Source organism: Lentzea rhizosphaerae (assembly GCF_042649515.1).
Lineage (GTDB): Bacteria > Actinomycetota > Actinomycetes > Mycobacteriales > Pseudonocardiaceae > Lentzea > Lentzea aerocolonigenes.
In genome coordinates this window covers 1-24627 of sequence record NZ_JBHRZI010000035.1, presented here as the reverse complement: position 1 = coordinate 24627, position 24627 = coordinate 1, and the positions used below count along the sequence as shown (strand labels likewise).

24 protein-coding genes are annotated in these 24627 nt (G+C 69.0%); 7 read left to right on the top strand and 17 right to left on the bottom strand.

What is annotated here, in order from left to right; translation table 11 throughout:
• Nucleotides 1–16 precede the first annotated feature (16 nt).
• The 4 genes from ACFOWZ_RS37505 to ACFOWZ_RS37490 are packed head-to-tail and all read right to left on the bottom strand — an operon-like array spanning nt 17 to nt 4776.
• The gene (locus ACFOWZ_RS37505; RefSeq protein WP_382378699.1) at nt 17–2125 is read right to left on the bottom strand and encodes a 3-hydroxyacyl-CoA dehydrogenase NAD-binding domain-containing protein; all 2109 of its coding nucleotides are present in this window, start codon (nt 2123–2125) and stop codon (nt 17–19) included.
• Entirely contained in the window at nt 2122–3393 is a 1272-nt protein-coding gene (locus ACFOWZ_RS37500) for a thiolase family protein (protein WP_382378697.1), read from the bottom strand. Before ACFOWZ_RS37500 ends, ACFOWZ_RS37505 begins: the two co-directional genes overlap by 4 nt.
• 34 nt (nt 3394–3427) lie before the next feature.
• Nucleotides 3428–3877 (bottom strand): ABA4-like family protein, encoded by a 450-nt coding sequence (locus ACFOWZ_RS37495; RefSeq protein ID WP_382378695.1) that lies wholly within the window; start codon nt 3875–3877, stop codon nt 3428–3430.
• Nucleotides 3874–4776 carry a hypothetical protein gene (locus tag ACFOWZ_RS37490; RefSeq protein WP_382378694.1) on the bottom strand — a complete coding sequence of 301 codons (903 nt, stop codon included), beginning with the start codon at nt 4774–4776 and terminating at the stop codon, nt 3874–3876. The genes ACFOWZ_RS37495 and ACFOWZ_RS37490 overlap by 4 nt, the downstream gene beginning before the upstream one ends.
• A gap of 62 nt (nt 4777–4838) precedes the next feature.
• On the opposite strand from ACFOWZ_RS37490, the gene ACFOWZ_RS37485 reads away from it, so the two are divergent.
• Both ACFOWZ_RS37485 and ACFOWZ_RS37480 read left to right on the top strand, forming a co-directional pair.
• Nucleotides 4839–5492: a MerR family transcriptional regulator gene (locus tag ACFOWZ_RS37485; RefSeq protein WP_382378693.1), complete on the top strand. Its 654-nt coding sequence runs from the start codon at nt 4839–4841 to the stop codon at nt 5490–5492.
• Between the two features lie 61 nt (nt 5493–5553).
• On the top strand, nt 5554–6042 hold the full coding sequence (locus ACFOWZ_RS37480) for an HIT family protein (RefSeq protein ID WP_382378691.1): 489 nt from the start codon (nt 5554–5556) through the stop codon (nt 6040–6042).
• Nucleotides 6043–6112: 70 nt separating this feature from the next.
• Here ACFOWZ_RS37480 and ACFOWZ_RS37475 read toward each other — a convergent pair whose 3' ends face one another.
• On the bottom strand, nt 6113–6643 hold the full coding sequence (locus ACFOWZ_RS37475; protein ID WP_382378690.1) for a GNAT family N-acetyltransferase: 531 nt from the start codon (nt 6641–6643) through the stop codon (nt 6113–6115).
• Nucleotides 6644–6775: 132 nt separating this feature from the next.
• Entirely contained in the window at nt 6776–7711 is a 936-nt protein-coding gene (locus ACFOWZ_RS37470; RefSeq protein ID WP_382378689.1) for an NAD-dependent epimerase/dehydratase family protein, read from the bottom strand.
• A gap of 110 nt (nt 7712–7821) precedes the next feature.
• Here ACFOWZ_RS37470 and ACFOWZ_RS37465 point away from each other — a divergent pair, with 110 nt between their 5' ends.
• Nucleotides 7822–8784, top strand: coding sequence for a GlxA family transcriptional regulator (locus tag ACFOWZ_RS37465; protein ID WP_382378688.1), 963 nt, complete (start codon nt 7822–7824; stop codon nt 8782–8784).
• On the opposite strand, the gene ACFOWZ_RS37460 is transcribed toward ACFOWZ_RS37465, so the two are convergent.
• Nucleotides 8732–9982, bottom strand: coding sequence for an HRDC domain-containing protein (locus tag ACFOWZ_RS37460; protein WP_382378687.1), 1251 nt, complete (start codon nt 9980–9982; stop codon nt 8732–8734). The genes ACFOWZ_RS37465 and ACFOWZ_RS37460 overlap by 53 nt on opposite strands.
• Before the next feature lie 70 nt (nt 9983–10052).
• Nucleotides 10053–10769, bottom strand: coding sequence for a response regulator (locus ACFOWZ_RS37455; protein ID WP_015099292.1), 717 nt, complete (start codon nt 10767–10769; stop codon nt 10053–10055).
• 255 nt (nt 10770–11024) lie between these two features.
• Between ACFOWZ_RS37455 and ACFOWZ_RS37450 the strand changes: the two genes are divergently transcribed.
• Nucleotides 11025–12167, top strand: a complete 1143-nt coding sequence (locus tag ACFOWZ_RS37450; RefSeq protein ID WP_030471904.1) for a dipeptidase — start codon at nt 11025–11027, stop codon at nt 12165–12167.
• 26 nt (nt 12168–12193) lie between these two features.
• Here the strand turns inward: ACFOWZ_RS37450 and ACFOWZ_RS37445 are convergent, their stop codons facing one another.
• Nucleotides 12194–12736 (bottom strand): DUF3000 domain-containing protein, encoded by a 543-nt coding sequence (locus ACFOWZ_RS37445; RefSeq protein WP_030471905.1) that lies wholly within the window; start codon nt 12734–12736, stop codon nt 12194–12196.
• 70 nt (nt 12737–12806) lie between these two features.
• On the opposite strand from ACFOWZ_RS37445, the gene hemE reads away from it, so the two are divergent.
• Genes hemE through hemQ form a run of 3 tightly spaced genes read left to right on the top strand, consistent with a single transcriptional unit; the run spans nt 12807 to nt 16020 of the window.
• Nucleotides 12807–13865, top strand: coding sequence for a uroporphyrinogen decarboxylase (hemE, locus tag ACFOWZ_RS37440; protein WP_382378686.1), 1059 nt, complete (start codon nt 12807–12809; stop codon nt 13863–13865).
• Nucleotides 13865–15304, top strand: a complete 1440-nt coding sequence (hemG, locus tag ACFOWZ_RS37435; protein WP_382378685.1) for a protoporphyrinogen oxidase — start codon at nt 13865–13867, stop codon at nt 15302–15304. The genes hemE and hemG overlap by 1 nt, the downstream gene beginning before the upstream one ends.
• A gap of 23 nt (nt 15305–15327) precedes the next feature.
• Entirely contained in the window at nt 15328–16020 is a 693-nt protein-coding gene (gene hemQ, locus ACFOWZ_RS37430; RefSeq protein ID WP_382378684.1) for a hydrogen peroxide-dependent heme synthase, read from the top strand.
• Between the two features lie 2 nt (nt 16021–16022).
• Here hemQ and ACFOWZ_RS37425 read toward each other — a convergent pair whose 3' ends face one another.
• The 8 genes from ACFOWZ_RS37425 to ACFOWZ_RS37390 form a co-directional block, all read right to left on the bottom strand.
• On the bottom strand, nt 16023–19103 hold the full coding sequence (locus ACFOWZ_RS37425) for a S8 family serine peptidase (RefSeq protein ID WP_382378683.1): 3081 nt from the start codon (nt 19101–19103) through the stop codon (nt 16023–16025).
• Between the two features lie 166 nt (nt 19104–19269).
• Nucleotides 19270–19632, bottom strand: a complete 363-nt coding sequence (locus ACFOWZ_RS37420; RefSeq protein WP_382378682.1) for a hypothetical protein — start codon at nt 19630–19632, stop codon at nt 19270–19272.
• A 1-nt stretch (nt 19633) separates the two neighbouring features.
• Complete coding sequence (locus ACFOWZ_RS37415) at nt 19634–20464, bottom strand: DUF692 domain-containing protein (protein WP_382378681.1); 831 nt, start codon at nt 20462–20464, stop codon at nt 19634–19636.
• Entirely contained in the window at nt 20464–21234 is a 771-nt protein-coding gene (locus ACFOWZ_RS37410) for a TIGR04222 domain-containing membrane protein (protein ID WP_382378680.1), read from the bottom strand. The genes ACFOWZ_RS37415 and ACFOWZ_RS37410 overlap by 1 nt, the downstream gene beginning before the upstream one ends.
• Nucleotides 21235–21257: 23 nt before the next feature.
• Nucleotides 21258–22043: a TIGR04222 domain-containing membrane protein gene (locus ACFOWZ_RS37405; RefSeq protein WP_382378679.1), complete on the bottom strand. Its 786-nt coding sequence runs from the start codon at nt 22041–22043 to the stop codon at nt 21258–21260.
• 90 nt (nt 22044–22133) lie between these two features.
• On the bottom strand, nt 22134–23024 hold the full coding sequence (locus ACFOWZ_RS37400; protein WP_382378678.1) for a TIGR04222 domain-containing membrane protein: 891 nt from the start codon (nt 23022–23024) through the stop codon (nt 22134–22136).
• 252 nt (nt 23025–23276) lie between these two features.
• Complete coding sequence (gene msrB, locus ACFOWZ_RS37395; RefSeq protein WP_030471915.1) at nt 23277–23699, bottom strand: peptide-methionine (R)-S-oxide reductase MsrB; 423 nt, start codon at nt 23697–23699, stop codon at nt 23277–23279.
• 378 nt (nt 23700–24077) lie between these two features.
• A complete protein-coding gene (locus ACFOWZ_RS37390) occupies nt 24078–24368 on the bottom strand; it encodes a hypothetical protein (protein ID WP_030471916.1) in 291 nt (96 codons plus the stop codon).
• Nucleotides 24369–24627: the final 259 nt, after the last annotated feature.

Genomic DNA, 24627 nt, shown 5'->3' with positions numbered 1-24627 from the left:
GCCGACGTTCAGGGAACTACGCGGGAACCGACGCCACACCCGGCGCCAGGAAACGCTTGCCCGTCACCTTCTCCGAGATGCCGGTGCGGTCCAGGTACGGCGTGATGCCGCCCAGCCAGAACGGCCACCCGGCGCCGAGGATCATGCACAGGTCGATGTCCTGCGCCTCCGCGACCACGCCCTCGTCGAGCATGATCCGGATCTCCTCGGCCAACGCCTCCAGCGCGCGGTTCTTCACCTCGTCACCGGTGAGCGGGGCGTCGCCGAACTCCCAGAGCGCGAGGACCTCGGGGTCGACGGTCTGGTTGCCGGACGCGTCCCACTGCCAGACGGCGCCCTTGCCCGCGGCGACGAACTTCTTCATGTTCTCCGACACCGAGAAGCGGTCCGGGAACGCGCCGTGCATCGTCTCCGACACGTGCAGCGCGACGGCGGAGCCGACCAGCTGCAGCAGGATCATCGGCGACATCGGCAGGCCGAGCGGCTCGGTGGCCTTGTCGGCGACCTCGAACGAGGTGCCCTCGTCGACCGACTTGATGACCTCGCCCATGAAGCGGGTCAGCAGGCGGTTCACGACGAACGCGGGCGCGTCCTTCACCAGCACCGAGGACTTCTTCAGCTGCTTGCCCACCGCGAACGCCGTCGCCAGGGTGGCGTCGTCGGTCTGCTCGGCGCGCACGATCTCCAGCAGCGGCATGACCGCGACCGGGTTGAAGAAGTGGAAGCCCACGACGCGCTCGGGGTGCTTGAGCTTCGACGCCATGTCCGTGATGGACAGCGACGAGGTGTTCGTGGCGAGGATGGCCTCGGGGGAGACGTGCTCCTCGACCTCGGCGAACACCTGCTGCTTCACGGCGAGGTCCTCGAACACGGCCTCGATCACGAAGTCGGCGTCGGAGAACGCGGCCTTGTCGAGCGAACCGGAGACCAGCGCCTTGAGGCGGTTCGCCTCGTCCGGCGAGATGCGCTTCTTGCCCGCCAGCTTGTCGATCTCGCTGTGGACGTAGCCGACGCCCTTGTCCACGCGCGCCTGGTCGATGTCGGTCAGCACGACCGGCACGTGCAGGCGACGGATGAACAGCAGCGCCATCTGGGAGGCCATCAGACCGGCGCCGACGACGCCGACCTTGGTGACCTTGCGCGCCAGCGACTTGTCGGGAGCACCCGCCGGGCGCTTCGCGCGCTTCTGCACCAGGTTGAACGAGTACAGCCCGGCACGGAGCTCGTCGCTCATCACGAGGTCCGCGAGGCCCTCGGTCTCGGCGGCGTAGCCCTTCTCCAGGTCGTTCTCGCGCGCCAGCTCCAGCAGCTCCAGGGCCTTCTGCGCACCCGGCGCCGCGCCCTTGGTCTTGCCGTGCACGATCGCCTTGGCCCGCGCGACGGCGGCGTCCCACGCCTCGCCGCGGTCGATCTCCTTGCGCGGCACCGTGATCTCACCGCGCACGACACCGGACAGCCACAGCAGCGACTGCTCCAGGTAGTCGGCGGAGTCGAACAGCACGTCCGCGATGCCCAGCGCCAGGGCTTCCTTCGGCTTGAGCATCTTGTTCTGGTTCAACGCGTTCTCGAAGATCACCGTCACGGCGTCGTTGGCGCCGATCAGGTTCGGCAGCAGCTGCGTGCCGCCCCAGCCCGGGAACAGGCCCAGGAACACCTCGGGCAGCGCGATCGCGGCCGCGTTCGACGCGAGCGTGCGGTAGTGGCACGACAGCGCGAGCTCGAGGCCACCGCCCATGACCGCGCCGTTGACGAAGGCGAAGGTCGGGATGTCCGAGTCGGTGAATTTCTTGAAGACGTCGTGGCCGAGCTGGCCGATCGTGACGCCCTGCGAGCGGTCCGTCGCCTGCTCGACCGCGGACAGGTCCGCGCCGACGGCGAAGATGAACGGCTTGCCGGTCACCGCGATGGCGGCCGGCTGAGCCGCGTACGCCTCGTCGAACGCCGCGCCGAGCGAGACGAGCGACTGCGGGCCGAACGTCGACGGACGGGTGTGGTCCAGGCCGTTGTCGATCGTGATGAACGCGACCGGCTTGTCCAGGCCCGGCACGGAGATCAGACGGGTCTTGGCAACGGTGACGACCTCGTCGGGGAAGATCGCCTTTGCTTCCTCAGCAGAGATGGTCACTTGCCGCTCCAGTTCGGGTTCTCCCAGATAACGGTGCCACCCATGCCGATACCGATGCACATGGTGGTGAGGCCGTAGCGCACGTCCGGGCGCTCGGCGAACTGACGCGACAGCTGCGTCATCAGGCGCACGCCGGAGGAGGCCAGCGGGTGGCCAGTGGCGATCGCGCCGCCCCACTGGTTCACGCGCGGGTCGTCGTCCGCGATGCCGAAGTGGTCGAGGAACGCGAGCACCTGGATGGCGAACGCCTCGTTGACCTCGAACAGGCCGATGTCCTCGATGGACAGACCGGCGCGCTCGAGAGCCTTCTCGGTGGCGGGGACCGGGCCGATGCCCATGACCTCGGGCTCGACGCCCAGGAACGAGTAGCCGACCATCCGCATGCCGATCGGCAGGCCGAGCTCGCGCGCGGTCTCCTCCTCGGCGAGGATGCAGCCGGTCGCGCCGTCGTTCAGACCGGCCGCGTTGCCCGCGGTGATCCGGCCGTGCGGGCGGAACGGGGTCTTGAGCTTGGCGAGGTCCTCGACGGTGGTGCCGGGACGCGGCGGCTCGTCGGCGGTGGCGAGGCCCCAGCCGTTCTCGGCGGAGCGGGTCGCGACGGGCACGAGCTCCGGGCCGATCTTGCCGTTCTTCAGCGCGTCGGCGTACTTGGCCTGCGAGGCGGCCGCGTAGGCGTCCGTGCGCTCCTTGGTGATGTGCGGGAACCGGTCGTGCAGGTTCTCCGCGGTCTGGCCCATGACGAGCGCGCTGGTGTCGACGATCTTGTCCGACAGGAAGCGCGGGTTCGGGTCGACGCCCTCGCCCATCGGGTGCCGGCCCATGTGCTCGACGCCGCCCGCGATGGCGATGTCGTACGCGCCGAACGCGATGCCGCTCGCGGCGGTGGTCACGGCGGTCATCGCGCCCGCGCACATGCGGTCGATCGAGTAACCGGGGACCGACTTCGGCAGGCCCGCGAGCAGTGCCGCGGTGCGGCCGAGCGTGAGGCCCTGGTCGCCGATCTGCGTGGTCGCCGCGATGGCGACCTCGTCGACGCGCTCCGGCGGCAGCTCGGGGTGCCTGCGCAGCAGCTCACGGATGACCTTCACGATGAGGTCGTCGGCACGGGTCTCGGCGAAAATGCCCTTGGGGCCGGCCTTGCCGAACGGCGTGCGGACGCCGTCGACGAAGACCACGTTCCGAACGCGTGCCGGCGCTGCTGGTGCGGCCACGGCGTCTCCTCCACTTGTGGTGACAACTCTGTCCACCGGGCAGGGGGTGCGCGACATCCCTACCGGTCGGTAACGCCAACTCTAACCCTAGTTACTGGTGAGTAACCACAGCTGCACCCCTGTTCTTTGCGTCACACACCTTGCGCACGATCAGGAACAGCGGCAACCCGACGGGGGCCAGCAGGATGGTGATCACCAGAACGGGTGCCATCACCAGCGGGTGAACGTCCAGGCGGCGCCCCTCCAGGTACATCCAGCGCCCGACGAACAGGTCCCACGCGATCATGTGCGCCCACACCAGCGCCGCACCGGTGTCCGTGCTCATGAACTCGGCCAGCTTCGCGAGTTCGGGCCGCGTGACCAGCGGCAACAGCTCCGGCAGCACCGGGATCATCAGCACGACGTAGATCACGACCGGCGGCAGCACGATCAGGTGCGACTCGGCGATCTTCTTCGTCCACGACCACTTCGGCGCGAGGATCATGAGCGCCCAGAACGGTGCGATCAGCAGGAACGTCAGGTCGAACAGCGTGGCGGTCATGCGGGAACGAGCTCCTTTTCGGCGTTGTTCTGCTGCCGTGCCCACACCACGCCGAGCGCGGTGGCGACGGCGATGGCGGCGGCGACGATCAAGGTGAGGCCGTCGGGCCTGACGAACGGCTGGGCGCGCATGGCCTGCCAGATCACCAGCAGGGTCAGTCCGAGGTAGCCGCCGCTGAGTGCGAACGCCAGCCGCGCGTTCGCCCACCGGCCGGCGAGTGCGATCAGCAGGGGCAGGACCTGCAGCGCGTGCATGCCGATGAAGTGGCCGACCCGGTAGTCGCCGTAGACGGTGCTCCACCCGGTGAAAGGCATCGACGGTCCACCGTCGGGTCCACCGATCGAGTGCGCGCCGAGCGTCCCCTTGTCGATGGACTGGCCGGGCTTCGGTCCGGTCATCAGGAAGCCGACGCCCATGCCGATCAGCGCGATCAGCAGGCTGAAGCGCACCGTCCAGCCCTGTGCCGGGTTGTCGAACTTCTTGCGCAGCAACATGAGCGCGATGACCAGGTTCGTTGCCCAGAGGATCACGACCATCATGCCCATCGCGCTGAACAGTGCCGTGTCGAGCGGCGTCTCGAAGTTGAAGTGGCTGCGCTTCCCCCGGACGACCTGCCCGACGATGATCACCATCTCGCCGACGCTGAGCAGTGCGGCCACGGTGCCGAGCCACCACGCGACGCGGCGCGCCCGGCCCTCCATCAGGCTGATGAACCACGCCAGGGACGCGCTGTAGAGCACGAACGACACGGCGAACTTGAACGGCTTGAACCAGATCGGCGAATCGAGCAGCACCCGGTCGTCCAGCAGCATGCCGAGCGCGGCGACCGGGACGAGAACCACCATCGAAAGCGTGAAGAGCATTAACGGCCGGTGCCAGTTGTACGCGGTCTTCAACATCCGAGCCCCCTCAGGCAAATGGATAGCGGAACTCTCCGCTATCGGAAAGGTACACTATCCATATGCGTGTTGGCGAGCTTTCGAAGCGAAGCGGCGTTCCGGTGCCGACGATCAAGTACTACCTGCGCGAGGGACTGCTGCCCGCCGGCGTGCTGACCAGCCCGAACCAGGCCCACTACGACGACGAGCACCTCCGCCGCCTGCGCCTGGTGCGTGCCCTGGTGGACGTCGGCGGCCTCTCCATCGCCTCGGTGCGCGAGGTCCTCGCCGCCATCGACACCCGCGACCAGTCACTGCACAAGAAGCTCGGCGCCGTGCAGGAGGCCATCAGCCAGCCGGGCCCGGTCGACCTCGACCCGCTCGCCGTCGAGGACGTCCAGGCGTTCTTCGCGCGGCAGGGCGAGCGGGAGTGCGTCGACGTCACGGAGAGCAACGTGACCCACATGCTGGCCGCCGCGCTGTCCGCGGCACGGTCGGTCGGGCACGACCACTTCCGCGAGCTGCTCGACCCTTACCTGGAAGGGCTGAAGATCATCGCTCAGGCGGACCTCGAGTACATCGCCCGGCGCGGTTCGGCCGACGCGGTCATCGAGGGCATGGTCGTGGGCACGCTCATCGGGGACGCGGTGCTGAAGGCGGTCCGGCGGCTCGCGCACGCCCAGGTGTCGCGCGAGGTGCTCGGCGACAGCGCGGCCCTGCCGAAGGTGAACGGCTGAAGGACCGGCGCGCGCGAAGCACAGGCCCGACATTCCGCGGCCGTCACGGTAGAGATGAATCATGACCGCTCGCGTGCCGTGGAACGCCGCCGACTACCACTCGCTCGCCCGCCGGGCGTGCTTCATCTGCGAGCTCCTCGCCGGCAACCCCGACTACCCGCACCACGTCGCCTACCGGGACGAAGTCGCCGTCGTCTTCGCGAGCAGGTTCCCGTCAGTCGTCGGGCACTTCCTCGTGGCACCGGTCGACCACCGCGAACACGTCATCGGCGACTTCACGCCCGACGAGTACGCGGCGCTCCAGCGAATCGTGCACAGGGCCGGCACCGCTCTGGGCGAGCTGGTGCCGATCGAACGGCTGTACGTGCTGTCGCTCGGCAGCCAACAGGCCAACCGGCACGTTCACTGGCACCTCGCGCCGCTCCCTCCCGGGGTGCCCTACGAAGATCAGCAGTTCGCCGTCTTCGAAGCATCCCGGGGCTACCTCGACCTGCCCGACGAGGAGGTCGCCGATCTGGCTCGCCGCCTCGGTGACCGCCTCTCCAACTGATATATCGGTTCGCGCACGCCCTCCCACCTGCTGCTTAGCAATGACTCTTTGGACTTCGTCCGCAAACGAGTCATTGCAAGGGCTGGCGGAGCAGCCAGCGGACCTCGCCGTCGTGCTGCTCGTCGGTGGCGGTGAGGCCTGCCGCGGTGGCCACGGCGGCGGACGCGTGGTGGTCGGGGTGGATGTGCGCGATGACGGTGTGGACCGGTTGCGTGCCGAGCCAGGCGACCAGGCCTCGTGCTGCTTCGCCGGCGATGCCGCGGCCTTGCCACGGTGTGCCGACGACCCATGCGATCTCGGCGGTGCCGTCGGCGACGGTCGCCTGGACCGTGCCGGCGAGACGGTCTTCTTCGCGCAGGTGGATCACCCAGTTCAACCAGTGCACCGCCGGATCGGGAGAGCCGGCGACCAGGCGCTCGTAGCGGGCGAGCAGTGCCTCCGGTGTGTGTGGCGCGCCGCCGGTGAACGCGTGCAGGGCCGGGTCCTTCAGCACCTCGGCCATCTCCGCGGCGTGCTCGACCCGCAGTGGCAGCAGGTCGAGCCGGGCGGTGCTGATCATCTCGGCTCGCACGCGGGGCGAGCTCGTTCCGTCCTCCGTCACCTGCCGATCATCGCCTCCAGACCCCTTGCAATGAGTCTTTTGCGGACGAAGTCCAAAGAGTCATTGCTAAGGGGCAGGTCAGCAAGGTGGGAGGAACTGATATATCGGTTGGGCTGATATATCGGTTCGGGGTCAGGCCGTGGTGAGGGCTCGTGGTGGCGTGCTGGTCGCGCGGAGCGTTGCGGTCAGGACGTCGTCGAGCGGTGTGGCTTGCAGGCCGAACGTCGACTGGATGCGGGAGGCGTCCACGACGAACGGGGCGTGGGACATGTGGTGGGTCTCCCAGAGCTCGTCCCACAGCGGGGCGGTGGTGCCGAGCAAGGTCAGCTCCCGGTCCGTCATCTCGGCGAGCTGTGGTGGTGGTGCGCCTGCCAGCTCGGCCAGCCGGGTCGCCGCGTCCCTGACGGACGAGACGACGACCGGTGCGTGCCAGGGGTGGCCGTGGGCGCGGTCGTCGCGGGCGACGGTGACCAGGGTGCGGGCGGCGTCGTCGATCGAGGTGAACGAGTGCGGGGTGTCCAGGGCGGCGGGGACCAGGGCCAGGCGGCCGGTCAGGACCTTGGGGACGACCATCGCGTTGAAGATGGAGAAGGCGCCGGGGCCGAGGAACTGGCCGGCTCGCACCTCGGTCGCGCGCACCCTGCCCGCGTCGTGCGCGGCCTTGGCCTCGAGCCACGTGCGGGCGCGGACCTCGCCCTTCGGGCCGGTCGCGGCCAGCGGATGGTCTTCGGTGAGAGGCCCTTCCATTGGGCCGTAGCCGTAGAGGTTGCCCAGCATCACGTAGACGGCGCCGGTGCGTTCGGCGGTGGACAGGATCGCGCCGAACAACGGCGGAACCGTCTGCGGCCAGGTGTGGTAAGCGGGCATGGCGCAGTTGATGATCGTGGTCGCGCCGTCGGCCACGTCGGTCAGCGCGGTGGCGTCGCCCGCGTCGAGAGCGATTCGGGTGATCCTGGGGTGTTCGGGGCCGCCGCCGGTGCGGCTCACCACCCTGACCTGGTCACCGGACTCGGCTAGCAGCAGTGCGGCGGCGTTGGCCGTGGCGCCACGGCCGATGATGACGTGCATGGTCCTCTTTCCGGGGAACATCGGGTTGCGTGGATTTGCTTGATCCACTGTGGTGCGCGCGCTCGGTCCGCGGCACCGGCCCGCTTGCCACGTTCCCGGAGGTTCTGGCCATGCACCGAGTCGTCTTCGTCGTGGTCGCGCCCGTGTTCTCCTTCGACCTGGCCATCGCGCGGATGCTCCTGGACGCCGTGGACGGGTACGAGATCACCACCTGTACGGCGGATCCCGGACGGGTCGAGGCGGTCGGAGGGCCGGACGTCGTCGTCGACCTCGATCTTGGCGCGATCACCGGCGCCGACACGTGCATCGTCATCGGCGGTGGTGGGCGTGACACCGACACGAGAGTGCTGGACGCCGTTCGCGGGGCGGCGGAAGCGGGTGCTCGGATGGCCGCGATCTGCACCGGAGCCTTCGTCCTCGCGCAGGCCGGAGTGCTGGACGGGCGCCGCGCGACCACGCACTGGGGGTTGACCGACGAGCTCGCGCGCCGCCATCCCGCGGTGGTGGTCGTGCCGGACGTGCTGTACGTCGCCGACGGTCCGGTGCTCACCTCGGCCGGTGCCGCCGCGTGCATCGAGCTGTGCCTGCACCTGATCCGCACCGACTTCGGCGCCGCGGCGGCGGCCACCGCGGGGCGGCTCGCCGTCGTCGCCGCGCCTCGGCCGGGAGACCAGGCCCAGGTGGTCGACACGCCACTGCCGGCCACCGGGGACACCTCGCTCGCCGCCACCCGTGAATGGGCGCTGCGGCGGCTCGACGAGCCACTCACCCTCACGGACCTGGCCGCGCACGCCCGCGTGAGCGTCCGGACCCTGACCCGGCGGTTCCACGCGGAGACCGGGGTGAGCCCGGTCCGCTGGCTGGTGCACCGACGCGTCGACCGGGCCCGTCAGCTGCTGGAGACCAGCACGTTGTCCGTGGACCTGGTCGCCCACCACAGCGGCCTCGGCAGCGCCGACTCGCTGCGGCAGCACCTCCTCCGCAGGACGGGCCTCACCCCGACGGCCTACCGCCGGTCGTTCACGACGACGGAGCCGTCGCGGCCAGCGCCTTCGTCAGCGCTTCCAGGGTGAGCTCGACCTGCCACGACCTTGCCCCGCCCTCGCGCAGCACGGCGGCCACGGACTCGGGGGAGAGGTCGTCCGGCGGTTGCCAGCAGGTGCGGCGCACCAGGTCCGGCAGCAGCAGGTTCTCCACCGGGAGGGTGTTCGCCTCGGCGATGGACGTCAGCGCCGCTCGGGTCGCGGCCAGGCGGGCCGCGGCGTCCGGGTCCTTGTCCGCCCAGCGGTTGGGCGGGGGTGGGCCGTCGTGCTGGCCCGCGGGTTCCGGCAGCTCTGACTTGGGCAGGGCGGCGGCCTTGCGCAGGGCGTTCATCCAGACGCCCGACATGCGGCGCTGGGATCGGCCGCGGAAGACCGGAAGCGCGAGCAGTTCGGCTTCCGAAGCGGGGTTGCGGGCGGCTGCCTCCATCAGGGCGGAGTCCGGCAGGACTCGGCCGGGAGCGATGTCGCGTTCGCGGGCCACGGCGTCGCGGGCTTCCCACAGCGACCGCACGAGGGCCAGTTGCCTCTGGTTGCGCACGCGGTGGATACCCGACGTGCGCCGCCAGGGGTCGGTACGGGGGCGCGGCAAAGGCGCCGTCCGTACCGCCTCGAACTCCTCGAGCGCCCAGGCGAGTTTGCCCTGGCGCTCCAGCTCGGCCTCGAGAACGTCGCGCAGCTGCACGAGCAGCTCCACGTCCAGAGCGGCGTACGTCAGCCAGTCGGCAGGAAGGGGGCGGCGCGACCAGTCGGCCGCGCCGTGCCCCTTCTCCAGCCGATAGCCGAGCAGTCGCTCGACCAGCGTGCCCAATGCCACGCGTTCGAACCCAGCCAGCCTGCCCGCCAGCTCGGTGTCGAACAGCACGCCGGGTCGCAGCCCGAGTTCGGCGAGGCACGGCAGGTCCTGAGACGCTGCGTGCAACACCCACTCGGTGCCGTCCAGCGCCTGCACCAGCGGGTCCATCCGACCGCCCAGGGCGATCGGGTCGACCAGCCACGTGCCGGCGCCCTCCCGGCGCAGTTGCACCAGATAGGCACGCTGTGAGTAGCGGTAGCCCGAGGCTCGCTCGGTGTCCACCGCGACCGGGCCCTTCGCCCCGGCGAGCGCGTCAGCGGCTCGCCGGAGCGCAGCAGGATCGGCGACCACGGGCGGGACCCCATCAGCAGGTTCCGTCAGCGGTACCGGATCTGGTCCGGTTGGTGCGGTTGGCTCGTCGGCGGGTACATCCACAGCGGATGACCCTACGACGATCGCACCACTCACAGGTGTTCTCGGCCGGTTCAGTGCTTCAAACCGGTATCTAGCGGATCACGCCGGCACGCATGGCCAGCGCGACCATCTGAGCGCGATCCCCGGTGCCCAGCTTCCGGCCGATCCGCGACAGGTGAGACTTCACCGTCAACGCGGACAGGCTCAGAGCCTCGCCGATTTCCTTGTTGCTCTGGCCATCGGCGACCAGCTGGAGCACCTCGACCTCACGCGCGGAGAGTTCCCGCGGCGTGTTGTCGGTGCCCGGCACCCGAGTACCCGCTGCGAGTACTGGTGCCACGCTCGGATCTGCGTAAACGCCGCCATCGAGAACCCGGCGCACCCCGTCGGTGACCACCATCGGAGAGGCGGACTTCAGGAGGTACGCCTGGGCGCCCGCCTGGAAGGCCGACCTGACCGCGTAGGGGTCGTCGGAGGATGCGAGGACCACGATGCGGGGCCAGCCCTGGGCACGGAGCTCCGTGACCAGGTCGATGCCGGTGCCATCCGGCAGGCCCAGATCGAGGATCGCGAGGTCGCACGGTCCGGTTGCAAGTGCCCGCGCCCGAGCCTCTGCCACCGATGCGGCCTCATGCACTGTCCCGGCTCCCATTTGGGTGAGCCGAGCTGATATCGCCTCCCTCAGCAGTGGGTGGTCGTCGACCACCAGCACTGAAAAAAGCTCTTCCCGCGGGTGCGGGACCATGTTCGCCGGCAACGAGCCGGCTGGCGTGGTACGAACGGCCTGACCTAAGCCGACGGCAGCCACGTCACTACCTCCCTGGAGTCGGTCGTGCCCCCCGACCGGCACCGGAGACTTTCGTCCAATCAGCCGCGCCACTGATCGACCGAAAGTGGTGTCGTCTGGGGCAGCGTAGCCGCCCATGCGGGTCTACGGGACGATCAATCGGGTATCTATCCCTATTGAGTTGTGACAGATGGCCTCATGTGTCACACGATCGGATGACAACTGGATAGGGGGAGTAACACGGGCCCCTCTCAGAACGACATCTAGGAGTTGGTTGTGCAGAGCTCTTCCGGTCTCGAGCGAGCGCGAGCGTTGCTGCAGCGTGTGCCCCTCGTCGACGGCCACAACGACCTTCCGTGGGCCTTGCGAGAGTTCGGCGAGGGAACGGGCGAGGACGTCTACACGACCGCCGCGAAGATCGATCTCACGGAACGTCAGCCCAGCCTGCACACGGACATCGTGAAAATGCGCGAGGGCGGTCTGGGGATGCAGTTCTGGTCCGTCTGGATTCCCGGGAAGCTCGCGGGGGACGGAGCCGTCACCGCCGTCCTGGAGCAGGTCGAACTGGTCTACGAGCTGGCCGGGCGGTACTCCGACCACCTGGGCATCGCGACCACCGCCGCAGAGGCTGAAAAAGTTTTCGCGTCCGGGCGTGTCGCGTCCCTCCTCGGCGCCGAGGGCGGACATTCCATCAACTCTTCACTCGGAGTTCTGCGCGCGTTGCGCCGTTTGGGTGTCCGCTACATGACGCTGACCCACAACGACAACACGCCGTGGGCCGACAGTGCCACTGACCAGCCAGAACACGGCGGGCTCACCGAGTTCGGCCGCGAGGTCGTGCGCGAGATGAACCGGATCGGCATGCTCGTCGACCTGAGCCACGTCGCGCCCAGCACGATGCACGCCGCGCTCGACACGAGCGTCAAGCCGGTCATCTTCAGCCACTCGTCGTGCCGCCACGTTGCGGACCACCCGCGCAACATTCCGGACGACGTCCTGATCAAGTTGAAGGCCAACGGCGGTGTGGCCATGATCACATTCGTTCCGGACTTCGTGTCACCCCGTGTCGCTGAATGGGATGCAGCCCTTCGTGACGCGATGACCGCCGCCGGCGCGAACCACGCCGACATGACCGAGCGCAAGACGTTCAGCGAGAAGTGGTCCGTCGAGCACCCGAAGCCCGGCGCCACCCTCGACGACGTCGTCACGCACATCGAGCACGCCCGCGAGGTCGTCGGCATCGACCACCTCGGCCTCGGCGGCGACTACGACGGCGTGAAGTCGCTCCCGGAGGGGCTCGAGGACGTCTCGACCTACCCCAACCTCATCGGCGCTCTGCTCGACAAGGGCTGGTCCGAGGACGACTGCACGAAGCTCGCGGGCGCCAACGTCCTGCGCGTCCTGCGCGACGCCGACTAGCCCTGTTCTGACTAGCCCTGTTCTGACTAGCGCTGACCGAACAGGGTGACCCCGACCGGCGGCAGCCCCACGGCTGTCGCCATCAGCTCGTAGAACGCGGTGCCGTGCTCGGCGAGCTCCCCGTCGAGCGCGGTCCACGACGCGCGCAGCTCCAGGTCGTCCGTGCGAGCGGGACCCGCGATGTCGCCGAACCGCGCGGACGACGTCTGCGTCACGGTCCCGCCCAGAGCGGTGAAGCGGGCACCGGACTGCTCCAGCGCCTCGGTCAGCCACGACCACCCGACCTCGGGCAGCAGCGGGTCAGACGCCAGCTCGTGGTCCAGTTCGACGCGCACGTACGCCACGACGCGCAGGACACCGCCCCACGCCTCGTCGCCGTCAGGGTCGTGCAGCAGCACGAGTCTCCCGGTCGACAGCTCGTCCGACGGGCCGGTGACCTCAGCCGTCAGCGCGTACGCCCACGGCGCGAGCCGCTGCGGCGGGCGAACTTCGGTGAGTTCGATCTCGGGCCTGTGGCGAACCGACTTGAGCGTCCCCACCGCCCGGCGGAAGATTTCCGGCTCGGTCACACAACTGACTGTATGCCTCGCAATCCGGCCGGGTGATGGCGGCACGCCGGGACGTGGGACCATGAAAGGAATGAAAGAGATGACTCCCGCAGTGTCTTCTGGTTCGCAGCCGTTGCTCGTGGCTGCCCGGGGAGGCACCCCGTCGCACACCCCTGTCTGGTTCATGAGGCAGGCGGGCCGGTCGCTGCCCGAGTACCGCGCGCTCCGTCAGGGCACCGCGATGCTCGACGCGTGCATGGACCCGGAGATGGTCTGCGAGATCACCATGCAGCCCGTCCGGCGGCACGGCGTCGACGGCGCGATCCTCTTCTCCGACATCGTGGTGCCGCTCAAGGCGGCCGGTGTCGACCTCGACATCGTCGCGGGCACCGGTCCCGTGGTCGCGAATCCCGTCCGGACGTTCGACGACGTGAAGGCCCTCCCGGAGCTGCACGCCGAGCAGGTCCAGCCGGTCGCCGACGCGATCGGGTTGCTGCTCAAGGAACTCCCGCAGGACGTCGCCCTGATCGGGTTCGCAGGGGCGCCGTTCACGCTCGCGAGCTACCTGGTCGAGGGCGGCCCGAGCAAGAACCACGAGCGCACCAAGGCGCTCATGCACGGCAACCCCGAGCTGTGGCACGCGCTGCTCGCCAGGATCGCCGACGTCACGGCGGCGTTCCTGCACGCCCAGCTCGACGCGGGCGTCCAGGCGGTCCAGCTGTTCGACTCGTGGGCGGGCGCGCTGTCCGAGCGCGACTACCGCGAGTTCGTCCTGCCGCACTCGAAGCGCGTGCTCGAGACGATCACGACGGTGCCGCGGATCCACTTCGGCGTCGGCACCGGTGAGCTGCTGCCCGCGATGCGCGAGGCCGGCGCGGACGTCGTCGGCGTCGACTGGCGGATCCCGCTGGACGTGGCGGTCGAGCGCTTGGAGAAGGCCGCTCCCGAGCTGCCGAAGCCGGTCGTGCAGGGCAACCTCGACCCGGCGCTGTTCTTCGCGGGCTTCGAGGCCGTCGAACGCGAGGTGCGCCGCATCCACGCCGAGGGCAAGGCCGCCGCGGGCCACATCTTCAACCTCGGCCACGGCGTCCTGCCCGACACCGATCCGGAGATCATCACCCGGACCGTCGAACTGATCCACGGTTTGTAATGCACGGTAGAACGCCGCACGCAGCCCCAAGAGTGGCAATTGTCGGAGGAGGGATCTCCGGCCTGGCCGCCGCACACCGGTTGCGGCTGCTGCTCGGCCCCGACGCGAAGATCACCGTGATCGAGCAGTCCGACCGCCTGGGTGGCAAGCTGCGGACGACCGAGCTCGCCGGCGTGCGCTTCGACGTCGGCGCCGAGGCGTTCCTGCACCGCAAGCCCGAGGCGCAGGAGCTGATCGACGAGGTCGGGCTCTCCGGTGACGTCGTGCACCCGACGGCGGCGAAGACGTCCATCCACGCGGCCGGGCGCACCCACCAGCTGCCGGCACACACGTTCATGGGCGTGCCGGCGAGCGTCGAGGCCGTGCGGCACGTGCTGTCGTCCGAGGGCGCGCTGCGGGTCGAGATGGAACCGACGCTGCCACCGGTCGAGCTCAGGGGCGGCGACGTCGCGGTCGGCGCGCTGATGAAGGACAGGTTCGGTCCCGAAGTCGCGGACCGGCTCGTCAACCCGCTGCTCGGCGGCGTCTACGCGGGCCGCGCGGACGAGCTGGGCCTGCGCGCCACGATGCCGCAGATCGCGACGCTGCTCGACAAGGGCGTCGGCTCGCTGCTCGCGGCCGCCGCGATGATGATGCCCGCGCCACCGCAGCCCCGTGCCGCGCGACCGCCGGTGTTCGCGAGCTTGAGCAGTGGGGTGTCCTCGCTCGTCGACAGGCTCGCCGAAGTCGCGAAGCCCGAGGTCAGGCTGGGTCTGCCGGTCCGCGTGCTGTCGTGGCTCGGTGACGGCTGGCGCCTGGAGATCGGCTCGGCCGCGACCCCTGAGTACCTGGAGTGCGACGGTGTCGTGCTCGCGGTCCCGGCACCGTCGGCGCGCAAGCTGCTGCACGAGATCGCGCCGCAGGTGTCCGCCGCGTACGGCAAGGTCGAGGTCGCCTCGATGGCCGTGGTCGCGCTCGCGCTGCCACCGGGCACCCAGCTGCCCGACCGCTCCGGCATCCTGATCGCGGAGGGGGAGCGGTACAGCGACCGCATCACCCCGTTCACCGCCAAGGCGTTCACGTTCTCCAGCCGCAAGTGGTCCCACATCGGCGAACCGGTCATCCTGCGCGGCTCGGTCGGGCGGCACGGCGAGACCGCGCTGCTGCAGCGCAGCGACGCCGACCTCGTCAAGGCCGTGCGCAACGACCTGCACGAGCTGACCGGGATCAGGGCCGAGCCGATCGACTACGTGGTGCAGCGCTGGGGCGGCGGGCTGCCGCAGTACGGCGTCGGGCACCTCGATCTCGTGGAAACCATCGAGAAGGGCATCTGCGACGTGCCGGGGCTAGCCGTGGCCGGCGCCACGCTGCACGGCGTGGGCGTGCCCGCGTGCATCGCCACCGCCGACGCGGCCGCCGCCCGTGTCGCAGCACACCTGCTGGGCCGCGTTCGCCGCTGACGGGCCCGTGCCAAGATGGACGCATGGCGCGCCTGAACTACAACGAGCTCAACGACACCATCCGCTACACGATGTGGTCGGTGTTCCGGGTCGAACCCGGCAAGCTGCCGGAGGACCGGTCGGCCGCCGCGAACGAGACCCAGAACTACCTGGACGCGTTGGAGGGCAAGGGCGTCACCGTCCGCGGCGTCTACGACGTGGCGGGTCTGCGCGCCGACGCGGACTTCATGATCTGGTGGCACGCCGAGGAGATCGAGCAGGTGCAGCAGGCCTACACGGGCTTCCGCCGCACCCCGCTCGGCAAGGTCTCCACGCCGGTCTGGTCGCAGGTCGCCCTGCACCGGCCCGCGGAGTTCAACCGCAGCCACATCCCCGCGTTCCTCGCGAACGAGGAGCCGCGCAAGTACGTGTGCGTGTACCCGTTCGTGCGGTCCTACGAGTGGTACCTGCTGCCGGAGGAGGACCGCCGCAAGATGCTGGCGGACCACGGCAAGGAAGCCCGCGACTTCCCGGACGTGCGCGCGAACACCGTCGCGTCGTTCGCGCTCGGCGACTACGAGTGGATGCTCGCGTTCGAGGCCGACGAGCTGCACCGCATCGTCGACCTGATGCGGCACCTGCGCGGCACCGAGGCGCGGCTGCACGTGCGTGAGGAGATCCCCTTCTACACGGGCACCCGCGTCCCGGCGGCCGAACTGGTTACGAACCTGCCCTAAAATCAGACACTGACTCGGTAAGCACGGATCACCGTCAGTTCAACGGTGTTCCCCTTGGCGTCCGTCGCAGTGGCCTTCAACGAGGTCCACTGCGCGTTCGCCGGGTGGTAGATCAGCGCGCTGTTGCCGACCACTCCTGCACGGCGCCACGACTGGCCGTCGTCGTGCGAGTACTCGACACCGGTGACGCGCACCTTGCCCGTGTCGCCCTGGGACTGCGTGAGCAACCCGATGCGCTGCAACGTGCCCGCGGGCACCCCGCCGTTCGCGTCGAGCTTCGGCGCGAACCGCACCACCGACAGCGGCACGGTGTCGATCTGGTCCGGCGTGCCCTTCGACTTGAAGGTCCACACCCCGGACACCTTCGTGCTGAACTCGAACTGCGAGCTCCGGTCGAGGCTCATCTCGGCGCGGAAGTCGCCTTCCGGCAGCGGCACGTTCTGGAAGTTGCCGTAGGGAGTCGTGCTCTCGCCGATGAGCACACCGTTGCGGTACAGGGCCGTTCGGGCACTGTCCACAGTGGAAGAGCCTTCGCCGTTGCTCGCGTCGCTCAGCGGCGGGACGCGGAAGGAGAGCTGCGTGCCGTTTCGCGAGGTGTACGGGTACGGCGCCTCGGGCAGGCCGGGCGAGAAGACCGGCTGGTTCTCCTTCTCCTGGTAGGTCTTGCCTGCCTCGTACGTGCGCGGCCCCGAGATGACGCTCGCCTGGGCGCCGTTCGCGTGGGCGATGCTGACGATGGACTGCCAGCGCACGTCCTCGGTCGTCACGTAGTCGACCGTCTTGCCCGCCGGCACGGGGTAGAGCGCGGAACCGCCGCTCAGGCCGTGCACGGACAGCGGGAACTCGCCCTTGTTCGCCTTGCTGTCCGGCTTCAGGCCGCCGATGGTGGCCTCGACGCGGGCCAGGTCCTGCTTGGCCGGTGCGCGCGTCAGACCGTTCGGCAGGCTGCCTGCGACCGGGTAGGACAGCCGGTAGTACGTGCTCGCGTCGGCCGCGGAGTTGGCGTGCAGCGTCGTGAGCGACGACAGCTCCTTCGGTGAGAGCGGCCCGCCGACCTGGGCGACGGAGATGCCGTCGAAGCCGCCGAACGAGACCAGTCCCGCGCCGATCGAGAACTGGCCGAGGGTGCGCCTCCACTGGATCTCGCCGGCCACGAAGTCACCGGCAGGTTCGGGGACCTTGATCGACAACGGTTGTGCCAGGCGGGCGTCCTGCTTGATCGTCACGTTGCCGTGCAGCTTCACCGTCGGCTGCAGCAGCATGTCCATGCTGTTCGCCGTGCTGATCGTCGTGTCGGCCACGTAGGTGCCCTTGGGCAGGCGGACCTTCTGGTCGCCCGCGCCGTAGACCGCCTTGAACGTCCTGGTGTCGATGCCGTCGACGAACGTGAGTGAGCTCGCCGGGTCCTGCCCGTCGCGGGCGGTCAGGTCGATCGTGAGGTCGTAGCTCTCCACCTCGCGGTCGACGCCGACGAGCGTGCGGACGGTGTGCGGGCCGGACGTGGCGACGACCTCGCCGCTGTACGTGGAGTCCTGCGTGCCGACGCGGGTGTCACCGGTGACCTCGACCGACGCGGTGCCCTTGGCGGGAACCGTCACCTTCGAGGTGCTCAGCGAGAACATGCCCTGCGGCGCGCCGCTCGTGAGCTTGAGGTCGAGCGTGATCGCCGCGTCGGTCGGGTTGTTGTAAGTGATCGACTTGGTCTCAGGCTTGTCGTCACCGTGCGGCCACTCGTGACGGCCGAGGTTCACCGCGACATCGGCGGTCAGCGCCTGGCCGATCGCCTTGGCCACGTCGATGCGGCCGGCGCCCTGGTCGAACGCGCTCACGCCCGCCGTCGGCTTGGCCGTGGTGGCCAGCGCCGACTTGACCTGCGCGGGCGTCCACTCCGGGTGCTGCTGGCGGAGCAGGGCCGCTGCGCCCGCCACGTGCGGCGTCGCCATGGACGTGCCGCTGAACGCCACGTGCTCGCCGTTCGTGCCCGCTGCTGCTGCGACGATGCCCACGCCCGGTGCGGTCACCTCGGGCTTGAGGCCGCTGTCGCCGATACGAGGACCCCTGCTGGAGAACGGGGCGAGGCTGTCGTCGCGGTCCACCGCACCGACCGACAGTGCGGCCTCCGCGGTGCTGGGCGAGCTCACCGAGCCCGGCGAACCGGCGTTGCCCGCCGCGATGACGAACAACGTGCCGTACTTGGCCGTCAGGTCGTTGACGGCCTGCTCCAGCGGGTCGACGTCCGGGGTGTCGCCGCCGCCGAGGCTCATGTTGACGACCTGGGCGCCCTGTTCGGCGGCCCAGCGCATGCCGTCGAGGATCCAGGACTCCTGGCAGCCGAACTCGATGCAGACCTTGGCGTCGAGCAGCTGCGCGCCGGGTGCGACGCCGCCGTACTTCGAGTCGTGGCTCGCGACCGTCGAGCCGACGTGCGTGCCGTGGCCGACCTTGTCGGTGTTGTCGGGGTCGGTCGTGAAGTTCTTCTCCGCGATCTGCTGTCCCTTGAGGTCGGGGTGGTTCTCGTCGACACCGGTGTCGACGATGGCGACCTTGATCCCCTTGCCGGTGATGCCCTTCTGGTGGGAGGCCGGCGCGCCGATCTGGGCCACGGAGCGGTCGAGGCTCGGCTGACGGATGCCGTCGAGCCAGACCTTGTCACCGGAGTCCGTCTCGGCCTTGAGAGCGGCCCAGTCGTTCGCGGACCGCGCCCCGAGTCTCGCCTGACCGTCCACGATCAACGGCATGCGGTCCCGGTAGCCGAACTCCAGCAACGTGGTGACGTCGAAGAGTCTGCGGTCGAGCCGGCCCGCCGCCAGGGGCCCGAACGCGTCCTTCGGAACGACCGTCGTGTGCCCGTCGGCACCGCGGTGCGTCTTGAACGTCATGCCCCGGCGGCCTTCGCCGGGCTGAATCGCGACGACCTGCTGTCCTCGTCCCAAGAGGACTTTGTCGCCGGTGACGAGCGTGACCTCGTCGACCGCCTTCTGCGGTGTGGTGGGTGGTGGTGCGGCCGTCGCAACGGCGGCCGGAACCGTGGTCAGTGCGAGCGCAGTGAAGGCGGCGCCCAGCACCGTGGATTTTCCGTGCATTCGAATCCCCTCAGTGGTTCGAATTTCTGCGCGCTGTGGTCCGCGCAGGCCGGAAAACCTGATGCGGTTATGCGAAAAAGGTCCCCCGACCCTTTCGAACGTATCGATGGTGGCTCGGGTCACACAGGGCTGAATGGGGGATTCTGGCCCCCGAATCGTTCGCCCGTCAGTTCGACTGCCAGAACTTCCAGCGCGCCTTGCGTTTCACCGACAGTTCTCCGGCGGCGCGGCACCATTCCGCGAACGACGCGGCATCCTCGCGCGCGCGTGAGCCCGCACGGCGCGGATGCTCGACCGCGTAGGCGTCGAAGAGCGGCCGAAACCGATCGCCGAGCTCGTCGGCGACACCAGGGCCCAGCATCCGCACGATGCCGCGGCGCTTCGACAGCAGCGCGCGGCGTTCGACGTCGAGTCGTTGTTCGTCGAATCCCGCTGGGGTCGGACCGTTTGCGAGCAATGCATTTAGCAGCTCTGCCTGCTGGGCTGCAAGCCTTTTGCGCGCAGCCGAAGCCTCATTGTCTTCGATCATTTCAGCCACGGTGTGCGTCCACGACCGCTCGGATCGCCGCCAGTTCGGACGCGATTTCGGAGTCGGACGGGTAGTTGTCGTCGCGTTCCAGCAGAACGCCGGGAGGACAGACGCGTGAGCACAGTTCGTCGAGAACACCGAGCACTTCCGGCAGCACCGCGTGCGCGTGGGTGTCGTGGTAGACGTCGCCGTGGTCGACGCCGCCCGCCACGTGCACGTAGGCCAGGCGCTCCAGCGGGATCTCGTCGAGGAACCGCTCCGGGTTCGTGCCGATGTTGCGGGCGTTCGCGTACAGGTTCGCTACGTCGACGAGCAGCCAGCAGTCCGTGCGTTCCACGAGCTCGGCCAGGAACTGGCCCTCGGACAGCTCGCCGTCCGGCCACTCCAGCAGCGCGGCGACGTTCTCCAGCGCGAGCGGGACGGGCAGGTTCTGCTGTGCCAGCTTTACGTTCGCCACGAGCACGTCGAGGGCGTCCTTGGTGCGCGGGACCGGCATCAGGTGGCCGGAGTCGAGCCCGCCGGCCCGGACGAAGCACACGTGGTCGCTCACCATCGGCGCTCCGACGGCCTCCGCGACCTTGCCCAGGTGCTCGACGCGGGTCAGGTCGACCGGGTCTGCGCCGCCCAGTGACAGCGACACGGCGTGGGGGAGGACCGGGATTCCGCGTTCCAGCAACAGGGTGACGGACTCCGGCAGGTGTCCCCTTTGGACGTCACCGTGGAGGTTCTCGGCGACGACCTCCACGAAGTCGACGCCGGGCAGCCGTTCCACGGTCAGGTCGATCTCCGAACGCCAGCCGATGCCGACACCCAGGTCCGTGATCCCCGCCATCAGTCGCCTCCTCCACCGCCGCCGCAGCCTCCGCCACAGCTGCTGCCACCGGACGAACAGCTGCTGCCCGACGAACAACTGCTGCTACTGCTACCACATCCGCTGCCGCAGCTGCTGCAGCTCGACACGGACCCACACCCGCCACCGTCCGAAGAGGACCGGTGCTTCTTCTTGAGCGGGATCATCTTGACGACGCTCTGCGAGAGGTCGAAGAGGTCGCCGACCCTGTGCCCGCTGACCTTGCCCGCGAAGCCGTACAACGCCACCGCGTGCACCCGGTCGCTCGCGGTCACCTGCCGCAGCGCCTCCTTGCCCGCCTTGGTGACGGCGCTGCGGCCGCGTTGCCAGGTGAAGAACAGCAGGGCGATCGGCACGCCGATGAAGAAGGCGGGCGTCGAGAAGCCCAGGAAGACCAGGAACACCGCGACCCCGAGGGAGAACCCCCACGCCGGGCTGCGGCGGCGCGGGCGTTGCATGAGCCCGCGGCCCAGCAGGTGCTCGTGCAGCTGGGTCATCTCGGTGCTGGTCGCGGTCGACTGCAGGATCGCGTCGAACCGGACGGCGGCCCGCGCGTGGTTCAGCAGCCGCGCCTCGACCGGCGTGGTGGCGCCGTGGTTGGTCTGGTGCACGGCGGACACCAGCCCGTCGCGCGACACCCGCACCAAGCCGGCGTCGATCAACCGGGCCAGCGCGGTCTCGGCGGCCCTGCCCGGGCCCGCCGTGAGGTACCCGGCCTGTTCCGCGGACAGCTGTGTCGTCTGTGCGGTCATCGGTGTGACCATCGGTTCCCCCCTCAACTGCTGGAGCTGCTGCAGCTGCTGCTGGAACTCGAACTGCTGCAGCTGCTACTGCTGCTGGAACAACTGCTTGAACTGCTGCTGCAGCTGCTGGACGAGCAACCGCTGCTGCTGGAACAGCTCGACGAGCCGCCGCAGCTGTGGTGGCTCCAGTCGTACGAGCTGCTGCAACTGCTCCCGCACCCGCCACCGTGTGAAGTGGACCTTCGCGGCTGCTGCTTTCCCCTGCGCAGACCGAAAAGCGCCACCTGGTCCGCGCCGCTGCGAGGGTTCCGGTACGCGTGGAGCAGCACGAGCTTGCCGTGCTTGGTGAGCCGGCCCTTGTTCCGCAGGACCACGATGGCGAGGAACAGCAGCACCGCCGTGAGCACCAGCAACCACGCGTCGAACAGGATCGCCGCCGGGACGGAGGCGACGGCCAGCAGGAACAGCAGGACCCGCAACCCGGTGTGCTTGTTCCCGGTCTTACGTGCCACCGAGCGGGCGATCAGGCTGTGGTGCAGCGCGGCCATCTCGTTGCTGTGCATCGCCACCTGCACGACCTGGTGGATCGGGCGAGAGGTGCCGTGCAACCCGGCGAGGACGTACGCCTCCAACGCCGTCGTCGCGCCGTAGCCGTTCTGGTGGACGGCGGTCACGACCCCCTCGCGTGAGACACGCACGAGACCGCCGTCCATCAGCCGGGCGAGCACGGCTTCCGCCGCCCTGCCCGGTCCCCCTGCCAGGAACCCGATCTCCTCCGCGGACCAGATCGTCTGGTGCGGTGTCGAAGACTTGGCCATCAGCACTCCCGTTCACTGGTGCCAGTGCATCTTCGACGTGAGATCTACCCCTGGGTTCCTGGTGTTACCTGATTCAGACCGAACAACGGGTCAGCTGCCGCCGCCGCACCCTCCACCGCAGCCGCCGCCCCCGCCGCAGCTGCTTCCGCTCGAACACGAGGAAGAGCTGGACGAGCACCCGCTGTAGCCGGTGTAGCTCGAAGACGACGCGGAGGAGGACGAGGCGAGCAACGAGCTGCGCACCGCCAGATCCGGGTACGTCACGAGGCCACCGAAGAGCACCATGCCGGCCGCGCCCGCGTACAGGGCGTCGTCGGAAGTGGCCAGCCTGCTGCTGCTCGTGGTGCGGGCCTCCTCGAGCACGCGGTTGCCCTTGGACGTGCGCAGGTGCTTGCCGCGCCGCGTGAGGAGCCAGATGAGCACGCCCGTGACGACGAGCTGCAACGTCAGCCAGCCGACGGGCGCGCTGATCGCGATCCCGTTGACCCAGCGGACGACCCCGACCGCGAGCAGCACCCACAACACGACGGATCCCTTGCGCAGCGCGCTTTTCGCGACGTCCGGGCTGACGACCAGGCCCATGTCCTCGAGCCGCTGACCGATCGCCGTGACGACGCCGTCCCTGGAGACGGCGGGGATCATCAGGTTGACCGTGCGGTTGGTGTAGCGCTGGCTGTCGGTGATGACGGCGCGGTCCACCGGGTTCAGCGACCGCGAGGTGGACGTGACCTGGACGGTGCCACGCCGTGAAGTGCGAAGCTCACCCGAGGTGAGCAGTCGCGCGATGGACGTCTCGACCACGCGCCGCGGACCGCCCGCGAGGTACGCGAGCTCGTCCATGTCGAGCGAACGCACGGGCTGGTTGCTGTGACCCGCCCGCACGCGCACCCGAACGATGATCACGACCAGCACTGCCAGTGCCAGCCCGATCCAGTACAGCTGAAGGAACTCCGGTCCGGACAACCCCCAAGGCCTCTGCATGCGACCCACCCCCTGACTGCCCCGAAAGTGCTTCGGTGGCGTCCATGGTGTGGTCCGGGCCACATGCCCACAAGGCTTGTTGACGAAGCCTTAGGGTTGTCCGTCTTCTGTCACTGATTCGCGGTTCCAGCTGCCATCTAGCTGGACGAACCGCCATCGACTCCGCTGGAGCCTTCGCCGTCGGTACCGAAGAAGATCATTGCGCCTCCCAGGTCGGTCCGGTCCAGTGCGACCGGACTCGGGCTCAGTCTCCTATTCGGACGGAACGAGTTTCAAGGAGACGGAGTTGATGCAGTACCGCTGGTCCGTCGGGGTGGGATACCCCTCACCTTCGAAAACATGTCCCAGGTGGCTGTGACACGTGGCGCAGAGCACTTCGACGCGGGTCATGCCGAGCGCGCGGTCCTCGCGCAGGATGACCGAGTCGCCGGCCAGGGGCGAGAAGAACGAGGGCCAGCCGCAGTGCGAGTCGAACTTGGTGTCACTGCGGAACAGTTCGGCCCCACACGCACGGCACTCGTAGACGCCTTCGGTCTTGGTCTCGGTGTACTCGCCCGTCCAGGGACGCTCGGTGCCGGCCTGGCGCAGCACCGCGTACTCGGCGGGGTTCAGCTGGGCGCGCCATTCCTCTTCGGAACGCACGACTTTGGGGGTGGCGCCGACAACAGGTTCCATGTCCCTTTATAACGCGGGGTGCGGCGCAGGGCTTCCCGGCGGGTGTGGGGGAGTGAGCGGTCGTGAGACCCCGTTAAGGAGTTGTCGGTCGGGGTGGGGGCTCGGGTCGGGGGCTTGGACGGGAGTTGTGGGCTGGGGGTCCTGGGCTGGGAGCTGTGGACCGGAGGGCTGAGCCTGGGAGCCGTGGGCCGGGAAGCTTGGGCTGGGGAGCCTTGAGTCGAGAGGCTCGGACCGGGGCGCAGACGAGGGCTGAGGCTGGAAGCTGTGGACCTGGAGGCTTGGGCAGGGAGCCGCAGGCCGGAGCGCGACCGGAGAGCGCGGGCTGGAAGGCGTGGGCTGGGAGGCTCCGACGAGAAGGCTCGGGTCCGAAGGCGTGGGTCAGAAGATGATGGCGATGATGTCGCCCAACGCGAACCAGATCGTGAGGATCACGCCGAGCAGGATGAGGCCCACGACGACGACGGCGACCAGCCGCTGTTGTCCGGTCGTGCGGTTCGCCGAGTCCGCGAAGTCCTGCACGCCCTCCAGGTACCCCTCGACGGTGTAGCCGGGGCGCTCTCGCTTCATCCGGTCGAGGTGCTCGGCGAAGGCCTTCGTCTCGGGGTCGTGGGGGTCGAGGCCGATCAGCTCCTCCTGGAACTTCTCGCGCTCGTCCTTCGAATCGCCCATAACCCCCAGGGTAGTGCCAGGGGCGGGGATCAACGCCGTGCCGTGCGTCCGTGTTGACGCGATGGTTGACACGTTGATTCGCGCGTTGATGGCAATCAACATGTTGACGGATCCATGCGGGAGTGGACCCGTCAACACCTGGTCACGCAACCGGGATCAACTGGACTTGATTCAACAGGCCAGTGCGACGGCTTGACGGTGTTCCGTACCGGGTTTGATGGAGACCATCAAGCCTGGATGATGAGGACTGATGGCCCCA

Coding starts and splice junctions, on each gene's coding strand:
- ACFOWZ_RS37410 (WP_382378680.1), bottom strand. CDS start 21,234: ATGACCGCACAGACGACACAGCTGTCCGCGGAACAGGCCGGGTACCTC.
- ACFOWZ_RS37495 (WP_382378695.1), bottom strand. CDS start 3,877: ATGACCGCCACGCTGTTCGACCTGACGTTCCTGCTGATCGCACCGTTC.
- ACFOWZ_RS37425 (WP_382378683.1), bottom strand. CDS start 19,103: ATGCACGGAAAATCCACGGTGCTGGGCGCCGCCTTCACTGCGCTCGCA.
- hemG (WP_382378685.1), top strand. CDS start 13,865: ATGCACGGTAGAACGCCGCACGCAGCCCCAAGAGTGGCAATTGTCGGA.
- ACFOWZ_RS37415 (WP_382378681.1), bottom strand. CDS start 20,464: ATGGCGGGGATCACGGACCTGGGTGTCGGCATCGGCTGGCGTTCGGAG.
- ACFOWZ_RS37480 (WP_382378691.1), top strand. CDS start 5,554: ATGACCGCTCGCGTGCCGTGGAACGCCGCCGACTACCACTCGCTCGCC.
- ACFOWZ_RS37420 (WP_382378682.1), bottom strand. CDS start 19,632: ATGATCGAAGACAATGAGGCTTCGGCTGCGCGCAAAAGGCTTGCAGCC.
- hemQ (WP_382378684.1), top strand. CDS start 15,328: ATGGCGCGCCTGAACTACAACGAGCTCAACGACACCATCCGCTACACG.
- ACFOWZ_RS37400 (WP_382378678.1), bottom strand. CDS start 23,024: ATGCAGAGGCCTTGGGGGTTGTCCGGACCGGAGTTCCTTCAGCTGTAC.
- ACFOWZ_RS37390 (WP_030471916.1), bottom strand. CDS start 24,368: ATGGGCGATTCGAAGGACGAGCGCGAGAAGTTCCAGGAGGAGCTGATC.
- msrB (WP_030471915.1), bottom strand. CDS start 23,699: ATGGAACCTGTTGTCGGCGCCACCCCCAAAGTCGTGCGTTCCGAAGAG.
- ACFOWZ_RS37405 (WP_382378679.1), bottom strand. CDS start 22,043: ATGGCCAAGTCTTCGACACCGCACCAGACGATCTGGTCCGCGGAGGAG.
- ACFOWZ_RS37470 (WP_382378689.1), bottom strand. CDS start 7,711: ATGCACGTCATCATCGGCCGTGGCGCCACGGCCAACGCCGCCGCACTG.
- ACFOWZ_RS37500 (WP_382378697.1), bottom strand. CDS start 3,393: ATGTCGCGCACCCCCTGCCCGGTGGACAGAGTTGTCACCACAAGTGGA.
- ACFOWZ_RS37490 (WP_382378694.1), bottom strand. CDS start 4,776: ATGTTGAAGACCGCGTACAACTGGCACCGGCCGTTAATGCTCTTCACG.
- ACFOWZ_RS37465 (WP_382378688.1), top strand. CDS start 7,822: ATGCACCGAGTCGTCTTCGTCGTGGTCGCGCCCGTGTTCTCCTTCGAC.
- ACFOWZ_RS37485 (WP_382378693.1), top strand. CDS start 4,839: ATGCGTGTTGGCGAGCTTTCGAAGCGAAGCGGCGTTCCGGTGCCGACG.
- hemE (WP_382378686.1), top strand. CDS start 12,807: ATGAAAGAGATGACTCCCGCAGTGTCTTCTGGTTCGCAGCCGTTGCTC.